The organism is Mycobacterium bulgaricum, assembly GCF_041287165.2.
GTDB classification, from domain to species: domain Bacteria; phylum Actinomycetota; class Actinomycetes; order Mycobacteriales; family Mycobacteriaceae; genus Mycobacterium; species Mycobacterium bulgaricum.
The window spans coordinates 142,116-160,284 of record NZ_JBGGKV020000003.1 but is presented as its reverse complement, the minus strand read 5'-3'; the positions used below and the strand labels follow the sequence as shown (position 1 = coordinate 160,284).

Sequence of the window (18,169 nt, the reverse complement as noted above, 5' to 3'; positions counted from 1 at the left end):
GACCTTACGTGGGTTGTCTCCTGGCGAACTCCGGTGCGCGCTCCGGGAGAACTCCGACACCGACCAGGTAGGCGGGAACGGCCGCCAGCCACGGAAAGCGTTCGACGGCATTCGCGAACCTCGGCAGCGGTGCCGTACCGCCCCGCAGGATCGGGCCGAGCAGTCGTCGATCCATCAGACGCTGGAAACCCTGCGTCAGCGCGGTCGGTAGGACGCGGCGGCGCTGCACTGCGGCCAGGTCGCGTTCCGATACGGTTCCGCTGCGCAACGGTGCGGCGAGTAGTCGCGCGGCCGCCACCCCGTCCTGCACCGCCACGTTGATTCCGACGCCGCCGGCCGGCGACATCGCATGCGCGGCATCGCCGATGCAGAGCAGACCGTCAGTGTGCCAGCGGCGCAGGCGATTCAACCGGACGTCGAGCACCTTGACCTCGTCGAGGCTGGTGATCGTGTCCACGGTCTTGCCGGCTTCGGGCAGCAATTCGAGGATGTCGGCGCGGAATGCGTCGAGGCCGCGGGCCCGCTGTCGGGCGTCGCTGCCCTTCGGGATCAGCAACGCGATCTGGAGGTATCCCTCCCTGGGGATGACGATCATGGCCTTGCCCGGCATGACGCGCGGCACCAGTGTGTAGAGGGCGTGGTCTTCGTGCCGCGGCAGCCGGAACCACCACACGTCGAAGCTGACCGGGAACTCGCGGACGTGAAGGCCGGCGTCGCGACGTACGAGCGAGCCGCGGCCGTCGCACCCGATGGTCAGATCGGCCCGCAGCTCTCCTTCACCGCCCGCGTCGCGGTAACGCACACCGGCGATCCGGTTGCCCTCTCGGACAAGGCCGGTGACCTCGGTGCTCATCCGCAGGGTGAACGTGGGCTCGGCCTGCCCGGCTTCGGCGAGGAGGTTGAGCAGGTCCCACTGGGGGACCATCGCGATGTAGGGGTGTGGCATCCCGCGTAGCCGGCCGAAGTCGACCATCGTGACCGAGCGTCCGGGCGCCACGTCGAAACTGGCCTTGCTGATCCGACTGTGCGGCAGTGCGTCGAATTTCGGCCACAGGCCGAGCTCGTCGAGAAGCCGGAGGGTGGTGGGATGCACTGTGTCGCCGCGAAAGTCACGCAGGAAATCGGGGTGCTTCTCGAACACCGTGACGTCGACGCCACCACGAGCCAGGATCAGGCCCAGCACCATGCCTGCGGGACCGCCGCCGACAACCGCGCACGTCGTCTTGGTGGTCACCCCGTTATCGTGGCCGACTCCGCGCCGCCTCGCCAGCACTTGGCGCCAACTGGCAACGAATGAGGTCGGCCGCCTTTTCACCGATCATCATCGCGGCGGCATTGGTGTTGACGGGGACGATCCTCGGCATCACCGACGCGTCGGCGACCCGCAGCCCGGTCAGTCCGTGCACGCGCAGCGCGGGGTCGACGACCGCCTCGGGGCCGGTGCCCATCGCACAGCTCCCCACTGGGTGGTAGTAGGTGCCGGTTGCGCGGGACAGGAAGGACCGCAGGGCCATCTCGTCGGTGACGTCGACGCCGGGCAGCATCTCCCGACCCCGCCACGGCGTGAACGCCTCGGCGGCCGCGATCTCCCGGGCGACCCTGACGCCGTGCACCATTCGCCGCATGTCTGATTCCATGCCGAGGTAGTTCGGGTCGATGAGCGGCGGCATCGTCGGGTCGGGGCCCGCGAGCCGTATCGATCCGCGGGAATCCGGAACCGTCGCGACTGCCAACGTGAAGCTGTTCGGCGGCGCCACCAGGTGGGGAGGGTGAAACGGCACGTGGATGAACATCAGCTGCATGTCCGGTCCGGACAGTGAGTGCTCACTGCGCCACAGCAGTGACGTTTCGGCATGGTTCGTGCGCCCCGCCGGGATGGGTTGTGTCGCTTCGTAGATCACGCCGCACAGTGGATGGTCGTGAAGGTTGCGGCCCACGCCGGGTAGATCGTGCACGACGTCGACACCCACGGCGGTGAGCTCGTCACCCGGCCCGATTCCCGACAGCAACAACAAGCGGGGTGAGTCGACAGCACCGGCGCAGAGTATGACCTCGGCGCGGGCGTATGCGGCCACCGATCTCCCACGGTGAATGAAATCAACTCCGAAGCAGTGCGTTCCGGCGATTCGCAACTTGTGCACCCGTGCGTCCGTGACGACGGTGAGGTTGCTTCTGGTGCGGGCGGGATGCAGATACGCGTCGGCCGCGCTCTGCCGCGTTCCCTGTGTGATCGTGAGCTCGTGCCAGCCGGCACCTTCGCCGTGGGCGCCGTTGAAGTCGTCGGTCAGCGGGAAACCCGCTGCGACGGCGGCGTCCAGGAAAACCTGTGACAGTGGATTCGCGTCGGCGAGCGGGGCGGGCGCGGGAAACACCGGACCATCGCTTCCGCGGAAGCGCGGATCACCGCTTCCTACCGTCTCCATGCGTTTGAAGTACGGCAGCACCGAGTCGTAGTCCCAACCTATGCAACCCGATTGCGACCAGGAATCGAAATCGGCACGGTGCCCACGCAGATACACCATCGCGTTGATGCTGCTGCTGCCGCCCAGCGTGTGGCCCCGCGGCCAGTCGTGGGTGTACCCGGCGGTGCCCGGTTGCGGGACGGTGCGGTAGGCGTAGTCGATCTCGGTGCCCCACAGCGTCGGCCACGCCGGGGGTGCGGCGATGTCGGCACAGGTGTCGGGCGGTCCCGACTCCAGGAGCAGCACCGTGGTGGCAGGATCTTCGGACAGCCGGGTGGCGATCACGCAACCCGCCGAGCCGGCACCGATCACCACGTAGTCGTAATCGTTGAACTTCGTCATCTACTGGTCACTTCCTTTGGGGACAGCACGAAGTCGTACTGCGCGAGCAGCCACGGCACATCGCAGCGGCGCCCGTCTGGAGTCGGGCCGGGTGCACGGCGGTCGAACGGGACCACCAGCTCGGCCCGGGTGCCGAACACGACGTCGGAGTCGAGGTAAGGCGCGCCCTCCTCGAACAGATGAGTCACCAGCGGTTCGTGATCTGTTGCGGCGATGGCGAAATGAACATGGGCGGGACGGTGCGGACTGATGTCGGTGCGCGAGAGAAGTTGTCCGACGGGTCCGTCCATCGGAATCGAGTAGCCGAGGGGCGCGACGGTGCGCACGCAGTAGCTTCCGTCGTTGCGAGAGGTGTATCTACCGCGCAGCCGGGCCGTCGGCGAGTTCACCTGTGACTCGTACATGCCGTGCGAATCGGCCTGCCACACATCGAGAATCGCGCCCGCCAGCGGTGCGCCGGCGGGGTCGCGGATGGTGCCCGCGATCACGAGAGGGATGCCGGGCACCGGCGCTGCCATGTCTGCGCCGTAGTCCATCAACGGCGAGTCGGCGATGTAGAACGGGCCGAGCACCGTTGCGGGAGTGGCTCCGCCGCCGCGGGGGTGGTTCATCTCGACGACGAGCATCGACAACCCGAGGACGTCCGAGGCAAGGATGAACTCCGCTCGCCTGGCGTCGCTGATCTGCCCGGTTCGGGCGAGCCACGCCATCGCGGCAGTCCATTCCGGCTCGGTGAGGGCCACCTCGCGGGCGAAACCGTGCAGATGCCGGATCAGTGCCTGCATGATCGTCGACAGCCGCGCGTCGTGGGCGCTCGCCCATCGCCCGATGGCGAGCGCGGTGATGTCGTGATCGTGGTCGGCGTGCATGTCCGTCTTCCTTCGGTCTCAGCTATTGATCTCTGACGTGACTGCGGGCTTCAGACCGACGCCGCGGCCTGGAGGATGACGTCGGCGACGGCTGCGGGCTGGGATGCCGGGAGGGCGTGTGAGGCACCAGGCACCTCGACGGTCGAACGGGCCCCGGCGCGCTGCGCCATGAAGCGGAAGGTCTGCGCCGGGATCGCGAGGTCGAGTTCGGGATAGACGAACCAGGACGGGATCGACGCCCACGCCGGCTCGCCCGAGGGCTCGTTGAGCGCAGCGGTGTTGAACGGCCGCTGCGTGGCCGCATGCAGCGAGGCTTGCTCGGCGCTGAGATCTGCGCAGAAGTGTTGGTGGTAGGCGTTCTGATGAACGTAGACATCGGCGGTGCCGTCGGAGAGCGGCACTTCGTAGAGGTGGTCGCCGAGCGTGGCACCCGGATACTTTCCGAGAAGGTCAGGCGTCGATTCTCCGCTGTCGGGTGCCAGCCCCGCGACGTAGACGAGTGCCTTCACGTCGGCGTTGTCTCGCGCGGCGTTGGTGATGACCGCGCCGCCGTAGGAGTGGCCGACGAGCACGATGGGCCCCTTGATGCCCGCCATCAGGTCGGCGACCACAGTGGCGTCGGAGGTCAGGGAGCGCAGCGGGTTGGCGGCGGCGATGACTCGATGGCCGGTGTCGTGCAACAGGCAGATGACGTTGTTCCAGCTGGCGGATTCGGCGAACGCGCCGTGGACGAGAACGATGGTGGGTTTCACTGCGGGACCTCGCTTCTAGGCGGTGGCGGGGTGCGTAGGCGGGTGCCGTGCCAACCCCGCCATTCACCTTCGCGGCTCCCGGGAATTGGCGAATCAGTCGTCCTACTGCGGCATGCCAAGGAGCCTTTCGACCCCGTGCAGTCATTCGACTGTTCTCGGAGCGTGGCTGCGGTGAGTTGCCTACGTGCGCTGGACTGCGATATATTGCATATCGATCATGGCGGGAAGGTCCGTATGTCGCAGCGTGCACACGAAATCACCTGCGAAACAACAGGACTCGGGAGACGCAGCTCAGCTTTCGGCGGCGTACGCGTCCAGCGTCAACCAGTTCAGCCGCACCTCGTGGGCAGCGGCTTCGGCGTCGCCGGCTTCGGCATGCGCGATGATCCGCGCGTGCTGAGCGACCGAGTCGCGTCCCCGCAGCGACGCGAACCGGATGCGCTCGACGCGTCTGAGCACCGGCGTGTACTGATCCAGCACGGCCCGGATGGCCACGTTGCCCGCGCGGTCGACGGGAATCCGGTGGAAGGCGTCGTCGGCGTCGACCGCGGCGACCACGTCGCCGTCGTGCAGAGCGTCGGCGAAAATCTGGTTGGCCGAGCGCATACCGGCGAGATCGTCATCGGTGAGCAGCGGCACGGCGGTGCGTACGGCCAATTCGTTCATCGCCGCCGTCACCGCCTGGGCGTCAGCCAGGGTGCGGGGGTCGATGGGACTGACGATCGTGTAGCGACCAGGCTTCGTCTCGACCAACCCTGCCGCGTCCAGGCGGGCCAGCGCCTCCCTGATCGGCGTCCGGCTCACGCCGAGCCAGCCACTGAGTTCGTTGTCGAGCAGGCGTTCCCCGGGCTCGAGGGTTCCGTCGATGATCGCGTCGCGGATCCTCAGAAACACGCTGTCGCGCAGCAACTGCCGCCCCTCGGACGAGCTGGCAACGGGAACCGGCATACCTCATCATGCACCGTCGCGGTCCCGTCGTGGACGCCGGCCCGCCGCGCATTCCCGTAAAGAAACCACGAAACGAGGACCCATGTCGCTTGCCGACTTCGACCGTTATCCACTCCTGTTCGGTCCCAGCCCGATTCACCCGCTGGAACGCCTCAGCGACCACCTCGGCGGAGCGAAGATCTGGGCGAAACGCGAGGACTGCAACTCCGGCCTCGCGTATGGCGGCAACAAGACGCGCAAACTCGAGTACATCGTTCCCGACGCACTGGCCTGCGGCGCCGACACTCTGGTCTCGATCGGTGGTTACCAGTCCAATCACACCCGCCAGGTCGCGGCCGTGGCCGCACGGCTCGGTATGAAGGCCCGCCTGGTACAGGAACGCTGGGTGAACTGGCCTGACGTGGTCAACGACAAGGTCGGCAACATCCTGCTGTCACGGATCATGGGTGCCGATGTCCGACTGGACCCCAGCGGGTTCGGGATCGGTATCAAAGACTCGTGGGAAGCCGCGCTCGAGGAGGTGCGCGCCGGCGGCGGGGTGCCCTACGGCATCCCCGCGGGCGCATCGGAGCATCCGCTCGGCGGGCTCGGTTTTGCCAACTGGGCGTACGAAGTTCAGCGCCAGGAGCAGGAACTCGGCATCTTCTTCGACACGATCGTCGTCTGCACGGTCACCGGCTCGACCCATGCCGGGATGATCGCCGGCTTCGCGGGTCAGGACCGGCCCCGCCGCGTTCTGGGTATCGACGCTTCCGCAACCCTCGACACGACGCGTGCGCAGGTGGCCCGTATTGCCAGGAACACCGCGGAGCTCATCGGGCTGGGCCGCCCGCTGGACGACGAGGAGATCACCGTGCTCGAAGGTTGGGCGGGAGACCTCTACGGCATCCCGGTGCGGTCCACGATCGACGCGATCCGGCTCACGGCGAGCCTTGAGGGGATGATCATCGACCCGGTGTACGAGGGCAAGTCGATGGCCGGGCTCATCGACCTCGTTCGTACCGGCGAGATCTCACCGGATTCGACGGTCCTTTACGCCCACCTCGGTGGGCAGCCGGCACTCAACGCGTATGCGGGCGCGTTCGACTGACGAGCGGCGCCGGATGGCCTGACAGGGCGTCCCGCAGCCCCGCCCGCGACGACACGCCCAGCTTCGGAAAGACCCGGTAGAGATGCGCGCCCACGGTCCGATGGGACAGGTAGAGACGTTCGCCGATCTGCCGATTCGTCATGCCGCTGGCGGCCAAATGCGCGATCTCCAGTTCCTGGGCGGTCAACGAGACCGGTGCCACCGGCATGTCCTCGGATGACCGAAAACCACTGGCGCGCAACTCCTGCTGCGTGCGCAGGAGCCACGGCTGCGCTCCCATCGCGGCGAACCCGTCGCGCGCGGCGAGCAGGTGGCTGCGCGCCCGGTCGGTGACCCTGCGCCGGCGCAGGGTCTCGGCGAACGCCAGCCGGATGCGGGAGACCTCGAACAACCATCGGTTCGACGATGGCTCACCCAGCAGCTCTTCGAGCCGGCGGTCGGTCTCCTCACCGTCGGAGACCAGTGCGTCGGCACCGCGCAGGATCAGATCCATGCGGGGCGACATGGCCGCGACGTCCGCCTCGCGCATCGCGTCGACGTGTGCTCGGGCATCGGCACTGCGACCGGTGCGCACCGCCGCCTCCACCAGATCGAACATCACCCAGGTGCAGTGCGGCAGATGAAAAGACAACGCGCCGGCGGGGCTCAGAGCCGAGAGGTGACGGAACGCGGCATCGAAGTCGCCTGCGGCCGACGCTGCGAGCGCACGGGGATGGTGTGCGTACCGAAGCACGCTGGTGACCCCGCGGGGCTGTGCCCAGTGGCTGAGCTCGTCGGCCAGTGCGTACGCCGCGTCGGTGTGACCCCGCCCGGCGGCGACCACCGCGCGGTTGTAGAGGAAATACCAGTCGAAGAAGCTGAAACCGGTTGTTGCGCAGAGTTGGTGACCCTCAGCGGCGAGCTGCTCGGACTCGTCCCATCTGCCGGTGAGGAAATCGTCGAGACACAGATGCATCAGCGCTCCGATGTGTCTGCGCGGGGAGGCGCCCTCGCGTCCACGGCGCACCAACCGCCAGTGCGCCTCCCGATTGTCGGCCATCCGGTCCAGATAGACCGAGGCCGCACCGATCCGGACGATCTTGGACGGGTCGTCCTCGTCGGGAAGCGTGGCGAGGACACGTTCCAATTCAGGTATGGCTGCAGCGCCGGTGCGTATCGGATCGGCGAAGGTCCTGCTCACCAGCGCAAGGATGTCCGGCGGCTCGGGTGTGATCTTGCGCAGTGCGCGGAAGAACGGCTCCCAGTGTGCCGGTGTCCCCGCGTACCAAGCGAGGAGCAGCAGCGTGTGCATTGCTTCGATCAGCGCGCCGTCGTCGGCGCGGTATCCGTGGTCGGCGGTCTCGATGGCGCCCACGAGCAGCCGGTGGGCCGTGTCGACGTCTCCGTCGCCGTTGAGCATCAAGAACGTTGCCGCGTTTGCCGCGTGCAGTGACCCGCTGGGGTCCGGCCCTGCCCGACGCGCTTCGGCGAGAAGGGTTTCCGGGTCGCCGACGTCGCCGCCGCATTCGGCTCCGATGTAGGCGGCCTCGGCCAGCCTGCGGCCCCGCGCGGCCGTTGTGGTGCTCAGCTCGGCGGCGCGGATGAGGGCGGTGACTGCCCCCATCGCATCGCCGCGCATCGCGGTACGGCGCGCCACGCGTTCGAGCAATGCGGCGGCCGTCTCGTCCGGTCCGACCGCCGCGGCGGCGAGATGCCGGGCGCGCCGTTCCTCGTCACCGCGCAGCGCGTCGGCGAGCACGAGGTGGGCGTGGCGCCGTTCTTCATGGCTGGACATGGCGACGATCGTCGACCGAATCAACGGATGGCGGAACGAGATTCGTCCGGCGCCGTCGTCGACGAGTACGAGCTGCGCCTGCTCGGCTGCAGCGAGGTCGGTGAGGCCGGCTTCTTCGCCCGCGATTGCCCGCATCACCCGGATGTCCCCGGTGCCGGCGAAGGCCGCGATGAGCATCGTCCTGCGCGTGGCTTCCGGGAGGGCCGCGACGCGGGACACGAAGTGTGCCGACAGGCGCTCGCTGAGCGGCACGACGTCCGGTTGATCGAGCATTCGTGCCGGGACGTCCATGAGAGCATCCGGAAGTTCCACGAGCGCCAACGGATTCCCCTCGGCCAGCTCCAGCACCCGCAGGCGCGCACTCGGTGGCAGGTGCGGGAACCGGTCGTCGACCAGCTGCTCGGAGGCCTCGCGGGACAGAGGCTCCACGGTTTGTTCGGTCAGCCCGCGTCGATCGAGGAAACTCTCACCCCCGGTCCTGCAGGACTGGACCACGCCCAGACGGTGGCCGCTGACCCGCCTGGCGATGAATCCGACGACGACTGCGCTGGCCCTGTCCACCCAGTGGACGTCGTCCACCAGAGCCAGCACCGGTGTCTGCTCCGCAACTTCGGTGAGAAGCGAGAAGGCGGCATTGCAGACGAGCAGCGCGCCCGGGGGCGGACCGGGCCCGAATCCGAGCGCCACCGACAACGCTTCGCGCGACCCGGGCGGCAAGCGGTGCAGTTCGTCGCGCAGGGGGAGGAGCAACTGGTTGAGCCCGGAGTAGGTGACGTCGGCCTCGAATTCCGAACCCGAGGCGCGCAGCACGAGCATGCCGGCATCCGACGCCAGCTCGGCCGCGGCGTCGAGCAGGGCGGATTTGCCCACGCCGGGTTCACCGCGGACGAGCCGGGTGTCGCCGGCGTGTTGCACCCGCTCGAGGAACCGCGAGATCCGAAGCAGCTCGACGCCCCGGCCGAACAACAGAGTCATTCCCCTCCCAACGCCACCTCCATGCAATATATTGCATATCGATGCCTCATCGGGGAGAGTAAAGCCCGCTAATCGAAATAGCCGGTGGCTGCGAGTTTGGCTCGCGCAATCTCCATCAGTGTCTGCAGCCCTTCAGGTTCGACCCCGACGCATTCGGCGATGACGGCGTCCTTGACCCCGGCGTCGTGAAGACGCAAGGCCGTGGAATAGGGCAGGGGGAGCCGATCCAGTGCGTCGTCGCGAGTCTGTCGAGCCGGGGCCACCCCTTCGACGATGCCGCCGACAGGCGGTGTCGACGCGGGTAGTGCACTACCCCAATTTGACCTCGGGTGGCACACGCGCGTCCAGCAACGCGGCGAGCGCCTCGCGGGACGTCACGCCGTTGCGCTGGGATGCGCGAAAGATGTGACCCTCGATGGACCGGACCGACATGTGCAGCCGGTCGGCGATTTCCCGGTTCGATTGCCCGGCCGCGACCAGCGATGCGATTTCCCGCTGGCGCGGAGTCAGCTGTGCCCGGCCGCTGGTGGTCCGCAGCGCCGGGGTGTCTGCGCCGCACTCCTTGGCGAGCGCGGCCGCCGCCACACTCGCCGTCAATGCCGACCCCCGGGACCCGGCGGCCCGGAACGCCGCGGCTGACTGTGCTGCCGCGTCGGCGGCCGCCAGCTTGTCGCCGAATGCCCGGTAGCTCTCCGACACCGACATCAATTGCGGGCCATCGCCTTTGGCCAGGGCCTTGGCATGCGCGGCAGCAGCGGCTGCGCGAGGCCCCTCGACCGTGCCCGCGATCTCGGCGAGGCGCCCGGCGGTGCGGCGGTCGCCGAACTGAGTGGCCGTCTGCAGGCACCACAGTTCGCGGGCCGGGCGACCGGCCGCGCGCATCAGCTCTGCTCCGTCGCGCAGCGTCGCAAGGGCGGCGCTCACCTGACCGGCCGCAGCGTCAGCCCACGCCTTCGCGACGTGTTTGACGGGATCCCACAGCGCGGTCGCGACGAAAAGCCGTTGCGGCACCGTCTCCAGCGCTGCTCGGGCAGCCACGGAGTCCCCGGTCATGCCGTGCACGATGGCGAGCCAATAGCCGCTGTGCTCGCTGGCCCAGGAGATGTGTTCCGCGGCGGCCAGCGACTCACTGAGCCACTGGCGCGCCGATCTCAGGTCACCGCATGCCGCGCTCGTCATCCCCTGGACAAGACCGTTGATCACCAGAGAGTTCGGATGATCCAGAGCCTGTTCTTGAAGGCGGTCGGCGCCGACGATCATCTGCGGGTATTCGCCTGTCAGGCGCAGTCCGTCGGTGTGCATGACGCTGAGCCCGAAGCGCTGATGGGACGCCCGTGGATGTCCTTCGGCATAGCTGTAGCCGTCCCTGGCGACACGGTCGAGCGCGCGGAGATCTCCGACATCGCCCAGGGCCACCGCGAGGCCCATCACGCAGAACATCCGGGCAGTCGGATGGATATCGGGTTCTTCCAGCACGGCCGTCGCGCCGGCGACGGCGTCGGCGGTGTCCCCGCGGATGGCTGCGATGGAGGCGCGCAGGGCAGCGAAAGAAGCTGTCAGGCCGTACTCTTCGGCGGCATGCTGCGCGGCGTCGAGCACCGCCTCGGCATCGTGTGGCTGGCCGAAGTTCCACGCCAGGCTCGCGGCGCGAAACAAGGCTATCTGCGCGCGTTCCGGGGACTGGCCGGCGAGCTCGTCGGCGTCCCGCAGCACCTGTTCGCCTTCCTCTGCCCTGGCGGCCGTCACCAGGGCGAAGCCGTACAGGACTCGGGTGGCTATGCTTCCGTCGCACTTCACAGCGCGGGCTGCGAAGTCGACCGCCAAACTCAGATCCATCAGGTACAGCGCAGATTCGGCTGCCGCAGTGAGCAATTCGCTGTCGTGTGGACTTTCGGAGCCGGCGATGAGGATGGCGCGACGAACCAATTGCTGGGGCGCGGACGGGCAGTGCACGGCGATGGCATCGGCGATGCGCCGGCCCAATTCGGCACGGTGCAGGCTACCCATGCGTCTGCGGCGGGCCTCTCCGTAGAGAGGATGAGCCAGTCGCACGACACCTGCCTCGGAGTCGACGACGATGACGCCGCGCGTTTCGGCATCGCGCAGAGCCGAACCCGGAGCCAGCGATCGCAACACCGCGAGCTCGAGGGGGTCGGCGATGGCGACGGTGTCGATGACGTCGAGGACGGCGGAATCCTGCCGTCCGACATTCGATTCGATGAGATCGGTCAACGTGGGAGAGACCTCGGGGTGTCCGTTCCACACCCATATACCGGACCGCAGGGAGAGCTTGTGGTGCGCCCGTTCGTCGTCGAGAAGCTGGCGCAGGTAGAGGACGTTACCGTGGGTGTAGCGCCAAAGCCGTTGGGCGCTCGCCCTTTCCACCGGTCCGCCGAGTGCTTGCTCGAGCAGCGCCGCCACGTCCGTGGCTGACAGCGGTTGAAGCTCGAGTCGGGGTATCCCGTGGTCCTTGTACAGCGAGGTGATGGCGTCGGGTGCGGATTCTCCGTTGCGCATCGTGAGCACAACGGTCGCTGCCTTGCGCTGGACGAGCTGGTGCACCACGAGCGCGGACTGCTCGTCGAGCAGGTGCGCGTCGTCGACGCCGACGACTGTGGTCCTACTGGACTGGTCGTTGGTGAGCGCGGTGAGGACCTCCTGGACGCGGCGCAACGGATCCTCGCCGAACGACGAGGCGAATTCCGCGAAGACACCGAGCGGCACCGACCGGGCCGACGCCGTCGCGTACAGCCAGTGACAAGGCCGCCGGGCGCTGCGGGCGTGGTCGACGATTTCGCGGGCGAGGCGCGACTTGCCGACGCCGGCGGCACCCGCGAGCACGATGCCCCCTGTCCCCGACTGGGGGGCGATCGACTGACGCGCCATGGCGAACTCCTCGGCCCTTCCCACCAGGGGCGGTTGGCTCGTCACAGGCCGAGAATAACGAGGTGAACGGCCCACCGAAACACGGTGCACCCAAAATTCCCCCGCCGACATCGAACTTTCGCAAATCACACAGACGTAAGAAGCGCCACGGGCGCCGTGACGGCCGATTCGGCCATGGCATCGCGGCTAGGGTGACGCAATGACCGGGGTGAACATGGGAACTGCAGCAGCGCGGTGGGTTCTGCTGGCGACCGTGCTCGGGTCAGGTCTCGTCATGATCGACGGGACGGTCGTCAATGTCGCCCTCCCGCACATCGGCGCCGATCTGGGCGCGGATTTCGCCGGGCTCCAGTGGATCGTCAACGCCTACACCCTCACGCTCGCGTCGTTGATACTTCTCGGCGGGTCGCTCGGCGATCATTTCGGAAGGCGTCGGGTGTTCCTCGTCGGCGTCGTCTGGTTTGCGGTCGCCTCGGCCGCGTGCGGATTCGCGCCGACCACCGAGGTCCTGATCGCCGCGAGGGCTCTGCAGGGTGTCGGTGGCGCGCTGCTGACCCCTGGCAGTCTGGCGCTGATCTCGGCGTCCTTCGATGCCCGGGACCGGGGCGCTGCGATAGGGGCTTGGTCGGGTCTGGGTGGCATCGCCGCAGCGATCGGACCGTTCCTCGGCGGTTTCCTCGTCGAGTGGAACTGGCGCGCGGTCTTTCTCATCAATCTGCCGCTGGCCTTGCTCGTGATCGTCGTGGCGTGGCGGCATGTTCCTGAGAGCCGTGACCCTGCCGCACCCAAGGGGTTGGACGTCACGGGTGCCGCATTGGCAGCGGTGGGCCTCGGGGCTCTCACCTACGGTCTCACGGGATTGGGCGAACGCGGTCTGACGCCGACTGCCTTGGGGTTCGTCGCCGCAGGTGCGCTGGCCCTGGCGGCATTCGTCGTCGTCGAGCGCCGATCCGGGCATCCGCTGGTGTCGCCGAAGCTGTTCGCCGACAGAAGCTTTGGGGTTGCCAACGTCATCACGCTGCTGATCTACGGTGCTCTCGGAGCGGTGTTCCTGCTGCTGGTGCTGCAACTGCAGACGGTGGCGGGATTCAGCGCGTTGGCGGCCGGCACAGCACTGTTGCCGTTCACCGCGGTGATGCTGGTGTTCTCGTCTCGCGCAGGTGCGCTCGCAAGCCGGATCGGGCCGAGGGTGCCGATGACGATCGGCCCGTTGATCACTGCTGCGGGGTTGCTGCTGATGACGCGAATCGACGCCGACGCATCGTGGGTGGTCGACGTCGCCCCTGCGGCACTGGTATTCGGCGCGGGCATGGTGCTGGTGGTGGCACCACTGACCGCGACGGTTCTCGACTCCGCGCCGGCGAACCTGGCCGGATCGGCGTCCGGGGTCAACAACGCGGTAGCCCGTGCCGGCGGGTTGTTGGCGGTGGCGGTGCTGCCAGGTGTGGCCGGGATCGGCGGCGCGGATTACGCGGATCCCGTTGCGTTCTCGGCAGGCTTCCACATCGCCGTGCTGATCTCGGCGGGTCTCATGGTGCTGGCAGCGGCGTTGGCCGCCATCGGAATTCGCCGCCCCACGCCGCATCCCGAGCGGTTGCCGGTGGAGAGTTGCACGAACTGCGCAATCGCCACGCTGCCTGCGCACCCCGTGACGAACGGCCGCTAGCCCCTCTTCCGCCCCCTCCGCTGCGCACGCGGTCGGCATGGAGCAAAGAGCGACCCGGGCCCGTTGCCGGAAGCATGTTCCGGGCGTGACGGTCCGTCGCGCGGACGTGCGTGCACAACGTTCCGGACGCTGTCGGCGCGCGGGCGTGCGAGCTGTGTCCTGCAGACCTCGCAACGCCTCGGTGGCGGTCGCGTCGATGCGCGCCGGCCCGTGTTCCTGTTATTGCCGTCCCCAGGTCTCCGGGCATGGGTTGCAGCGGTTTGACACACGGGTGCCCTAGATCCGCAAAGCGCCCGATTGTCCACATCACGAAAACTCATTGCGGATATGGTTAGGCTCAGCTAACGTACCGATGCCGATTAGGTCAGCCTTACCTCATCAAATTCGGGAGACACAGTGCAATCAACCGTCAATGCCGACCAGAATCGCCGTTTCTGGTCGTCGCCCACCACGTCCTCCAGGGGTGAGGGCAAACTCATGGCCGCCGGCATCGCGCTGGCGGGTGCAGCGGTTCTCAGCGTTCCGGTCGCTGTGGACCCTGCCATCCCGACTTTGCGCGCTCTCACCGAGCGCCAGGTGGAACTGAGCGCGTTCCAGAATCCGTTCACCGCGTGGCAGAACGTCATCGCGACGGGGGCCACCAACCTCCGCGACCGCACCGAGGACATCTTCAGCCGCGGCATTCCCGCGCTCCTCGCGAGCAGCCCGGGCCTGGCGGAGGACTTCGCCGAGGTCGTCCGCAACCTGCTGACCGATCCTGCCGCCGGAAAGGCCCTCGCCGAGGCGCTCCCCGGTTTCGGGGAGACCATCCGGAAGGCGATCGCGGACACCCCGGCGGCCATCCAGGGTCAGCTCGACCTGTTCCCGGTGGCGTGGCAAGAGGCAACGGCCAAGCTCGAGGCGGGTGACATCTTCGGGTTCGTCCATCGTCTCGACGTGTACGCCGTGTACGCGCTGCGCGCCTTCACACCGATCCGGACCATCTTCACCATCCCCGGCGACGTGGCGGCGCTCCTGGGTTCTCCGGACCTCGAGCGCGTCCTGGACGGCGTCTTGACCGGTCGCGTGGTCAGCGGTTACGCGGAATCGGCTCTGTCCCCGATGGTCGGCGCCTTGTTTGCGGCGACCGAGGTGTTCGAGAGCGTCGTCGACGCGGTCAAGGCGGGCGACTTCGAGACGCTGGTCAGTGAGCTGATCAATGCCCCGGCGAAGGTCACCGGCGCATTCTTCAACGGCATCCAGCTGAAGTACTTCCCGGACGAGCCCCAGTACTTCATGCCGGGTCTGCTCTCGGCCGGTGGTCCGATCGACCGGTTCCTGGTCAGCGTGCCCGAGGCGCTGAAAGCCCTGGTCAACCCGGCTCCGGCCAACCCGGCGGCAGGGTCACTGGCCAAGGTCTCCTCGTCCGACATCAGCGCGTCCGGTGACGTGGTCACCCTCTCGCTCGACACCGGCGACGCCCACAGCTCGAGTGACAAGGCGTCCCTCGGAGGCGCCGAAGGGTCTGACGACACGCCGGCCGTGATCCCCGCCGCCGATGAATCCGAAGACGAGACGGTCGTCGACGGTGCGGAAGACGAGACGGTCGTCGACGGCGCCGAAGAGGACACGGTCGCCGACGGTGCGGAAGACGAGACGGTCGCCGACGGTGCGGAAGACGAGACGGTCGCCGAGGGCGCGGACGATGACGCGGTTGCCGACGGCGCGGACGATGACGCGGTCGACGCAGGCACGGACACCTCCGACGCCGGCACGGACACTTCCGACAGCTCCGATACCAAGAGCGGTAACGAGGAGTAGACGAGCGACGGCCCCCTCGGAGACGAGGGGGCCGTCGTCACCAGGCGTCGCGGGCCGGATCTCTACGCCGACGTCGTGGTTGCTGCCGGCTGTCGCGTCGGCGTGATCCGGCCTTTGACGCCGTACACAGAGGCGCGATCGAGCAGCTCTTCGTAGAACGCGTCGGAGACGACCGGGTCGCGAGTGAGCAGAAATCCACTGAAACCGGTCGAGTCTGTGACGACGGCCCAACCGTAGTCCGGGTCCAGATCGACGATCCAGTAGTTGCCGGGCGGAACTGCCGAGGCAGGCCCGAAGAACCGGACGTTGAGCTTGTTGTCGGTCGCATCCACCGGCAGCGCAGAACCGACGATGGTCGACTTCGGGCCATCGCTGAAGAAGTAGTTGCCCGAGTTCTCGACCTTGATGGAGCCGTCGGGGTTCAGGCTGTACACCGCCGTGGTGTTGACGAGACCGATCGAGAAGAACTGTTTGACGCTGCCCACTTCGAACCAGGTGCCCAGATAGCGGTCGAGATCGACGGCCGGTGGGGGCGCCAACACGACCCCGGCGGCATCACCCAGCACGAGGTACTGGTCGGGGGCGCCGTAGATGCCGGTGCCGTCCGCGGGTCCCAGGCCCTGATAGAGGTCGTTGATCCAGCCACTCGCCAGCGTGTAGACCGCCTGCGTGTTGCCGCGCGGCGAGATCCCGGTTGCCAGTTGGGCGAAGAAGTCGAAGAAGGCGTTGCCCCCGATCAGGGAGTCGACGTGTGATCCTCCTGCGAGGGTCACGCCGACGAACTGACCGGGACGCGCGGCGACCAGTTCCTTCGTGGTCGCGCCGCCCGAATTCCACGGTTGGGGCGGCGCCGCAACCTGATACACCGGCACGAAGGGGTCGTCGAGGCTCTGCAGGGCGTTGGCGACGACGCCGCCGAAGGAGAAGCCGTCGAACATGACGACGCCGCGCAGGTCGCTGCTGCCGGGCGCATCGTCGGCGTAGTAACCGCCTACCGCGGTGGCGAAGCCGCCACCCGCGGAATGCCCGGACATCACGAAGCTCTCGGGCAGCACCCCCGTGAAGCCCGCCAGGTTCGCGCTGGCCGTCAGCGATGCGCGATCGCCCAGGAACATTGTGGCCACCGCCTGCTGCATCGGTACGCCGTTGATCCAGCAGCTGGCGCACGCGAGCGGGAACGACGAGATGTTGGGCGCCAGCACGATGCTGTTCGTCTGAAGTGACAGCGTCTGAGCCAGTTTGGACATCGAGGACTTACTGCCCAGAAAACCGTGCTGTAGCCAGATGACCCCGGTAGCTGCGACGGAGCCGTCAGACTGGGTCGGCAGGTACCAGTCGGCGCGGGTCTTGTAGCCGTTGTCGCCCACCGGAATCGTCAACGCCGCCCGTCCGGTCGTGACGCCGGTGACTCCCGCCGGAACGGCCTGGGGAAGCGCTGCGGCGACGGCGGGGCTGGGCTCGACGACGTCGTCGGACGCGTCACCGTCGACGTCGTCCGGTTCCGTCTCTCGGCCGGCGCCGCGTTGCCCGGTCGGACTGTCGGCGGCGGCCGCCTCGCTGTCCGGTTCCGGTGATGAATCCTGTTCGCGTACAGCCTCTTCCGACTCTCGCGTGTCTTCTTCGTCGTCCCGGTCGCGCTTGGTGGTGCCCCGCGTGACGGACTCGGCGTCCTCCTTCGTGGAAGAGGCGGGGTCCTCGTCACGGTCGGAGGTCTCGGCCGCAGACTGACTCGAGGAATCCGCGCCCTCGGAGGTATCGCTGTCGGCGGCGGCCACGCCGTGGCCCGCTCCGAGCGCGATGCACGCCCCCGCGCCGAAGGTTCCCAACCAGAGCGCCCAGTGTCGTGACGTCATCGCCGGAATGTAGCCCGGCGAGGCCGCCGGCCCGTCGAAAATGTCGCAAACGTCAGCGAGTCGTCACCGTCGTCTGGGTTTGCCCGTCTGATTTCGCCCCGGCTCTGCCTGCAGACGCGGTGTTTGATTCTTCGATAGTCGGGTAGACCGCGCTCATGCTGCAGAAATACTGGAAGCTCGGCCCGACCGTGGCGGCTTGCGCCGCCGCAACCGCCTTTGCGGTCGCTCCTCTTGCCGCTGCCGGCGGCCCGCCGGGATGCGTCGACATGAACGGCACGGGATGTGCCGCACCTCCGCCTCCGCCGGCACCCGGGTACGCCCCGCCCGCCGGATGGGCGCCGCCGCCCCCGGCGCCTGGCTACGTGCCGCCGCCCGCGCCGGGCGTCGCCGGTGCGATTCCGGGTGGTCCCGGTGGTGTGGCTGGTCCGGGTGGCGCCGCGGGTGCGATTCCGGGTGGTCCCGGTGGTGTGGCTGGTCCGGGTGGCGCCGCCGGTGCGATCCCCGGTGGTCCCGCCGGCGCAGCCGGACCCGGTGGCGCTTCGGGTGTGATCCCGGGTGGTCCCGGTGGCGTGGCTGGTCCGGGCGGCGCCGCGGGCGCGATTCCGGGCGGTCCTTCCGGAGCTGCCGGCCCCGGTGGCGCGTCGGGCTGCATCCCCGGGGTGGGCTGCGGTAGCGTCCCGGCCCCGTAATTCGGCCTTAGCTGAAACGACCTCGTGACCTCACCACGGTGTGAGGTTACGAGGTCGTTTGCG

13 protein-coding genes are annotated in these 18,169 nt (G+C 68.0%); 4 read left to right on the top strand and 9 right to left on the bottom strand.

Going from position 1 to position 18,169, the window contains the following annotated elements:
* Nucleotides 1–4: 4 nt before the first annotated feature.
* The 5 genes from ACAG24_RS11715 to ACAG24_RS11695 all read right to left on the bottom strand — a co-directional run bounded on the left by ACAG24_RS11715 (nt 5) and on the right by ACAG24_RS11695 (nt 5,373).
* Nucleotides 5–1,234, bottom strand: a complete 1,230-nt coding sequence (locus tag ACAG24_RS11715) for an FAD-dependent oxidoreductase (protein WP_370473233.1) — start codon at nt 1,232–1,234, stop codon at nt 5–7.
* Nucleotides 1,235–1,238: 4 nt separating this feature from the next.
* On the bottom strand, nt 1,239–2,804 hold the full coding sequence (locus tag ACAG24_RS11710; protein ID WP_370473232.1) for a GMC family oxidoreductase: 1,566 nt from the start codon (nt 2,802–2,804) through the stop codon (nt 1,239–1,241).
* On the bottom strand, nt 2,801–3,673 hold the full coding sequence (locus ACAG24_RS11705) for a dioxygenase family protein (RefSeq protein WP_370473231.1): 873 nt from the start codon (nt 3,671–3,673) through the stop codon (nt 2,801–2,803). Before ACAG24_RS11705 ends, ACAG24_RS11710 begins: the two co-directional genes overlap by 4 nt.
* 50 nt (nt 3,674–3,723) lie before the next feature.
* Nucleotides 3,724–4,425, bottom strand: coding sequence for an alpha/beta fold hydrolase (locus ACAG24_RS11700; protein ID WP_370473230.1), 702 nt, complete (start codon nt 4,423–4,425; stop codon nt 3,724–3,726).
* A 291-nt stretch (nt 4,426–4,716) separates the two neighbouring features.
* Nucleotides 4,717–5,373 (bottom strand): GntR family transcriptional regulator, encoded by a 657-nt coding sequence (locus tag ACAG24_RS11695; RefSeq protein WP_370473229.1) that lies wholly within the window; start codon nt 5,371–5,373, stop codon nt 4,717–4,719.
* Nucleotides 5,374–5,455: 82 nt separating this feature from the next.
* On the opposite strand from ACAG24_RS11695, the gene ACAG24_RS11690 reads away from it, so the two are divergent.
* The gene (locus ACAG24_RS11690) at nt 5,456–6,463 is read left to right on the top strand and encodes a 1-aminocyclopropane-1-carboxylate deaminase (RefSeq protein ID WP_370473228.1); all 1,008 of its coding nucleotides are present in this window, start codon (nt 5,456–5,458) and stop codon (nt 6,461–6,463) included.
* Here ACAG24_RS11690 and ACAG24_RS11685 read toward each other — a convergent pair.
* The 3 genes from ACAG24_RS11685 to ACAG24_RS11675 all read right to left on the bottom strand — a co-directional run bounded on the left by ACAG24_RS11685 (nt 6,435) and on the right by ACAG24_RS11675 (nt 12,143).
* Nucleotides 6,435–9,212: an ATP-binding protein gene (locus ACAG24_RS11685; RefSeq protein ID WP_370473227.1), complete on the bottom strand. Its 2,778-nt coding sequence runs from the start codon at nt 9,210–9,212 to the stop codon at nt 6,435–6,437. The genes ACAG24_RS11690 and ACAG24_RS11685 overlap by 29 nt on opposite strands.
* 68 nt (nt 9,213–9,280) lie before the next feature.
* On the bottom strand, nt 9,281–9,475 hold the full coding sequence (locus ACAG24_RS11680; RefSeq protein WP_370473226.1) for a hypothetical protein: 195 nt from the start codon (nt 9,473–9,475) through the stop codon (nt 9,281–9,283).
* Nucleotides 9,476–9,521: 46 nt separating this feature from the next.
* A complete protein-coding gene (locus ACAG24_RS11675) occupies nt 9,522–12,143 on the bottom strand; it encodes a LuxR C-terminal-related transcriptional regulator (protein ID WP_370473225.1) in 2,622 nt (873 codons plus the stop codon).
* A 154-nt stretch (nt 12,144–12,297) separates the two neighbouring features.
* Here ACAG24_RS11675 and ACAG24_RS11670 point away from each other — a divergent pair, with 154 nt between their 5' ends.
* Entirely contained in the window at nt 12,298–13,764 is a 1,467-nt protein-coding gene (locus tag ACAG24_RS11670; protein ID WP_370473224.1) for an MFS transporter, read from the top strand.
* A gap of 396 nt (nt 13,765–14,160) precedes the next feature.
* On the top strand, nt 14,161–15,564 hold the full coding sequence (locus ACAG24_RS11665) for a hypothetical protein (protein WP_370473223.1): 1,404 nt from the start codon (nt 14,161–14,163) through the stop codon (nt 15,562–15,564).
* A gap of 62 nt (nt 15,565–15,626) precedes the next feature.
* Here ACAG24_RS11665 and ACAG24_RS11660 read toward each other — a convergent pair whose 3' ends face one another.
* Nucleotides 15,627–17,417, bottom strand: a complete 1,791-nt coding sequence (locus ACAG24_RS11660) for a lipocalin family protein (protein ID WP_370473222.1) — start codon at nt 17,415–17,417, stop codon at nt 15,627–15,629.
* 155 nt (nt 17,418–17,572) lie between these two features.
* Between ACAG24_RS11660 and ACAG24_RS11655 the strand changes: the two genes are divergently transcribed.
* Complete coding sequence (locus ACAG24_RS11655) at nt 17,573–18,106, top strand: hypothetical protein (protein ID WP_370473221.1); 534 nt, start codon at nt 17,573–17,575, stop codon at nt 18,104–18,106.
* Nucleotides 18,107–18,169 lie beyond the last annotated feature (63 nt).

What these genes read in the sequence shown, in the direction of transcription:
- ACAG24_RS11660 (WP_370473222.1), bottom strand. Translation starts at nt 17,417, where the DNA reads ATGACGTCACGACACTGGGCGCTCTGGTTGGGAACCTTCGGCGCGGGG.
- ACAG24_RS11655 (WP_370473221.1), top strand. Translation starts at nt 17,573, where the DNA reads ATGCTGCAGAAATACTGGAAGCTCGGCCCGACCGTGGCGGCTTGCGCC.
- ACAG24_RS11690 (WP_370473228.1), top strand. Translation starts at nt 5,456, where the DNA reads ATGTCGCTTGCCGACTTCGACCGTTATCCACTCCTGTTCGGTCCCAGC.
- ACAG24_RS11695 (WP_370473229.1), bottom strand. Translation starts at nt 5,373, where the DNA reads ATGCCGGTTCCCGTTGCCAGCTCGTCCGAGGGGCGGCAGTTGCTGCGC.
- ACAG24_RS11710 (WP_370473232.1), bottom strand. Translation starts at nt 2,804, where the DNA reads ATGACGAAGTTCAACGATTACGACTACGTGGTGATCGGTGCCGGCTCG.
- ACAG24_RS11670 (WP_370473224.1), top strand. Translation starts at nt 12,298, where the DNA reads ATGACCGGGGTGAACATGGGAACTGCAGCAGCGCGGTGGGTTCTGCTG.
- ACAG24_RS11685 (WP_370473227.1), bottom strand. Translation starts at nt 9,212, where the DNA reads ATGACTCTGTTGTTCGGCCGGGGCGTCGAGCTGCTTCGGATCTCGCGG.
- ACAG24_RS11705 (WP_370473231.1), bottom strand. Translation starts at nt 3,673, where the DNA reads ATGCACGCCGACCACGATCACGACATCACCGCGCTCGCCATCGGGCGA.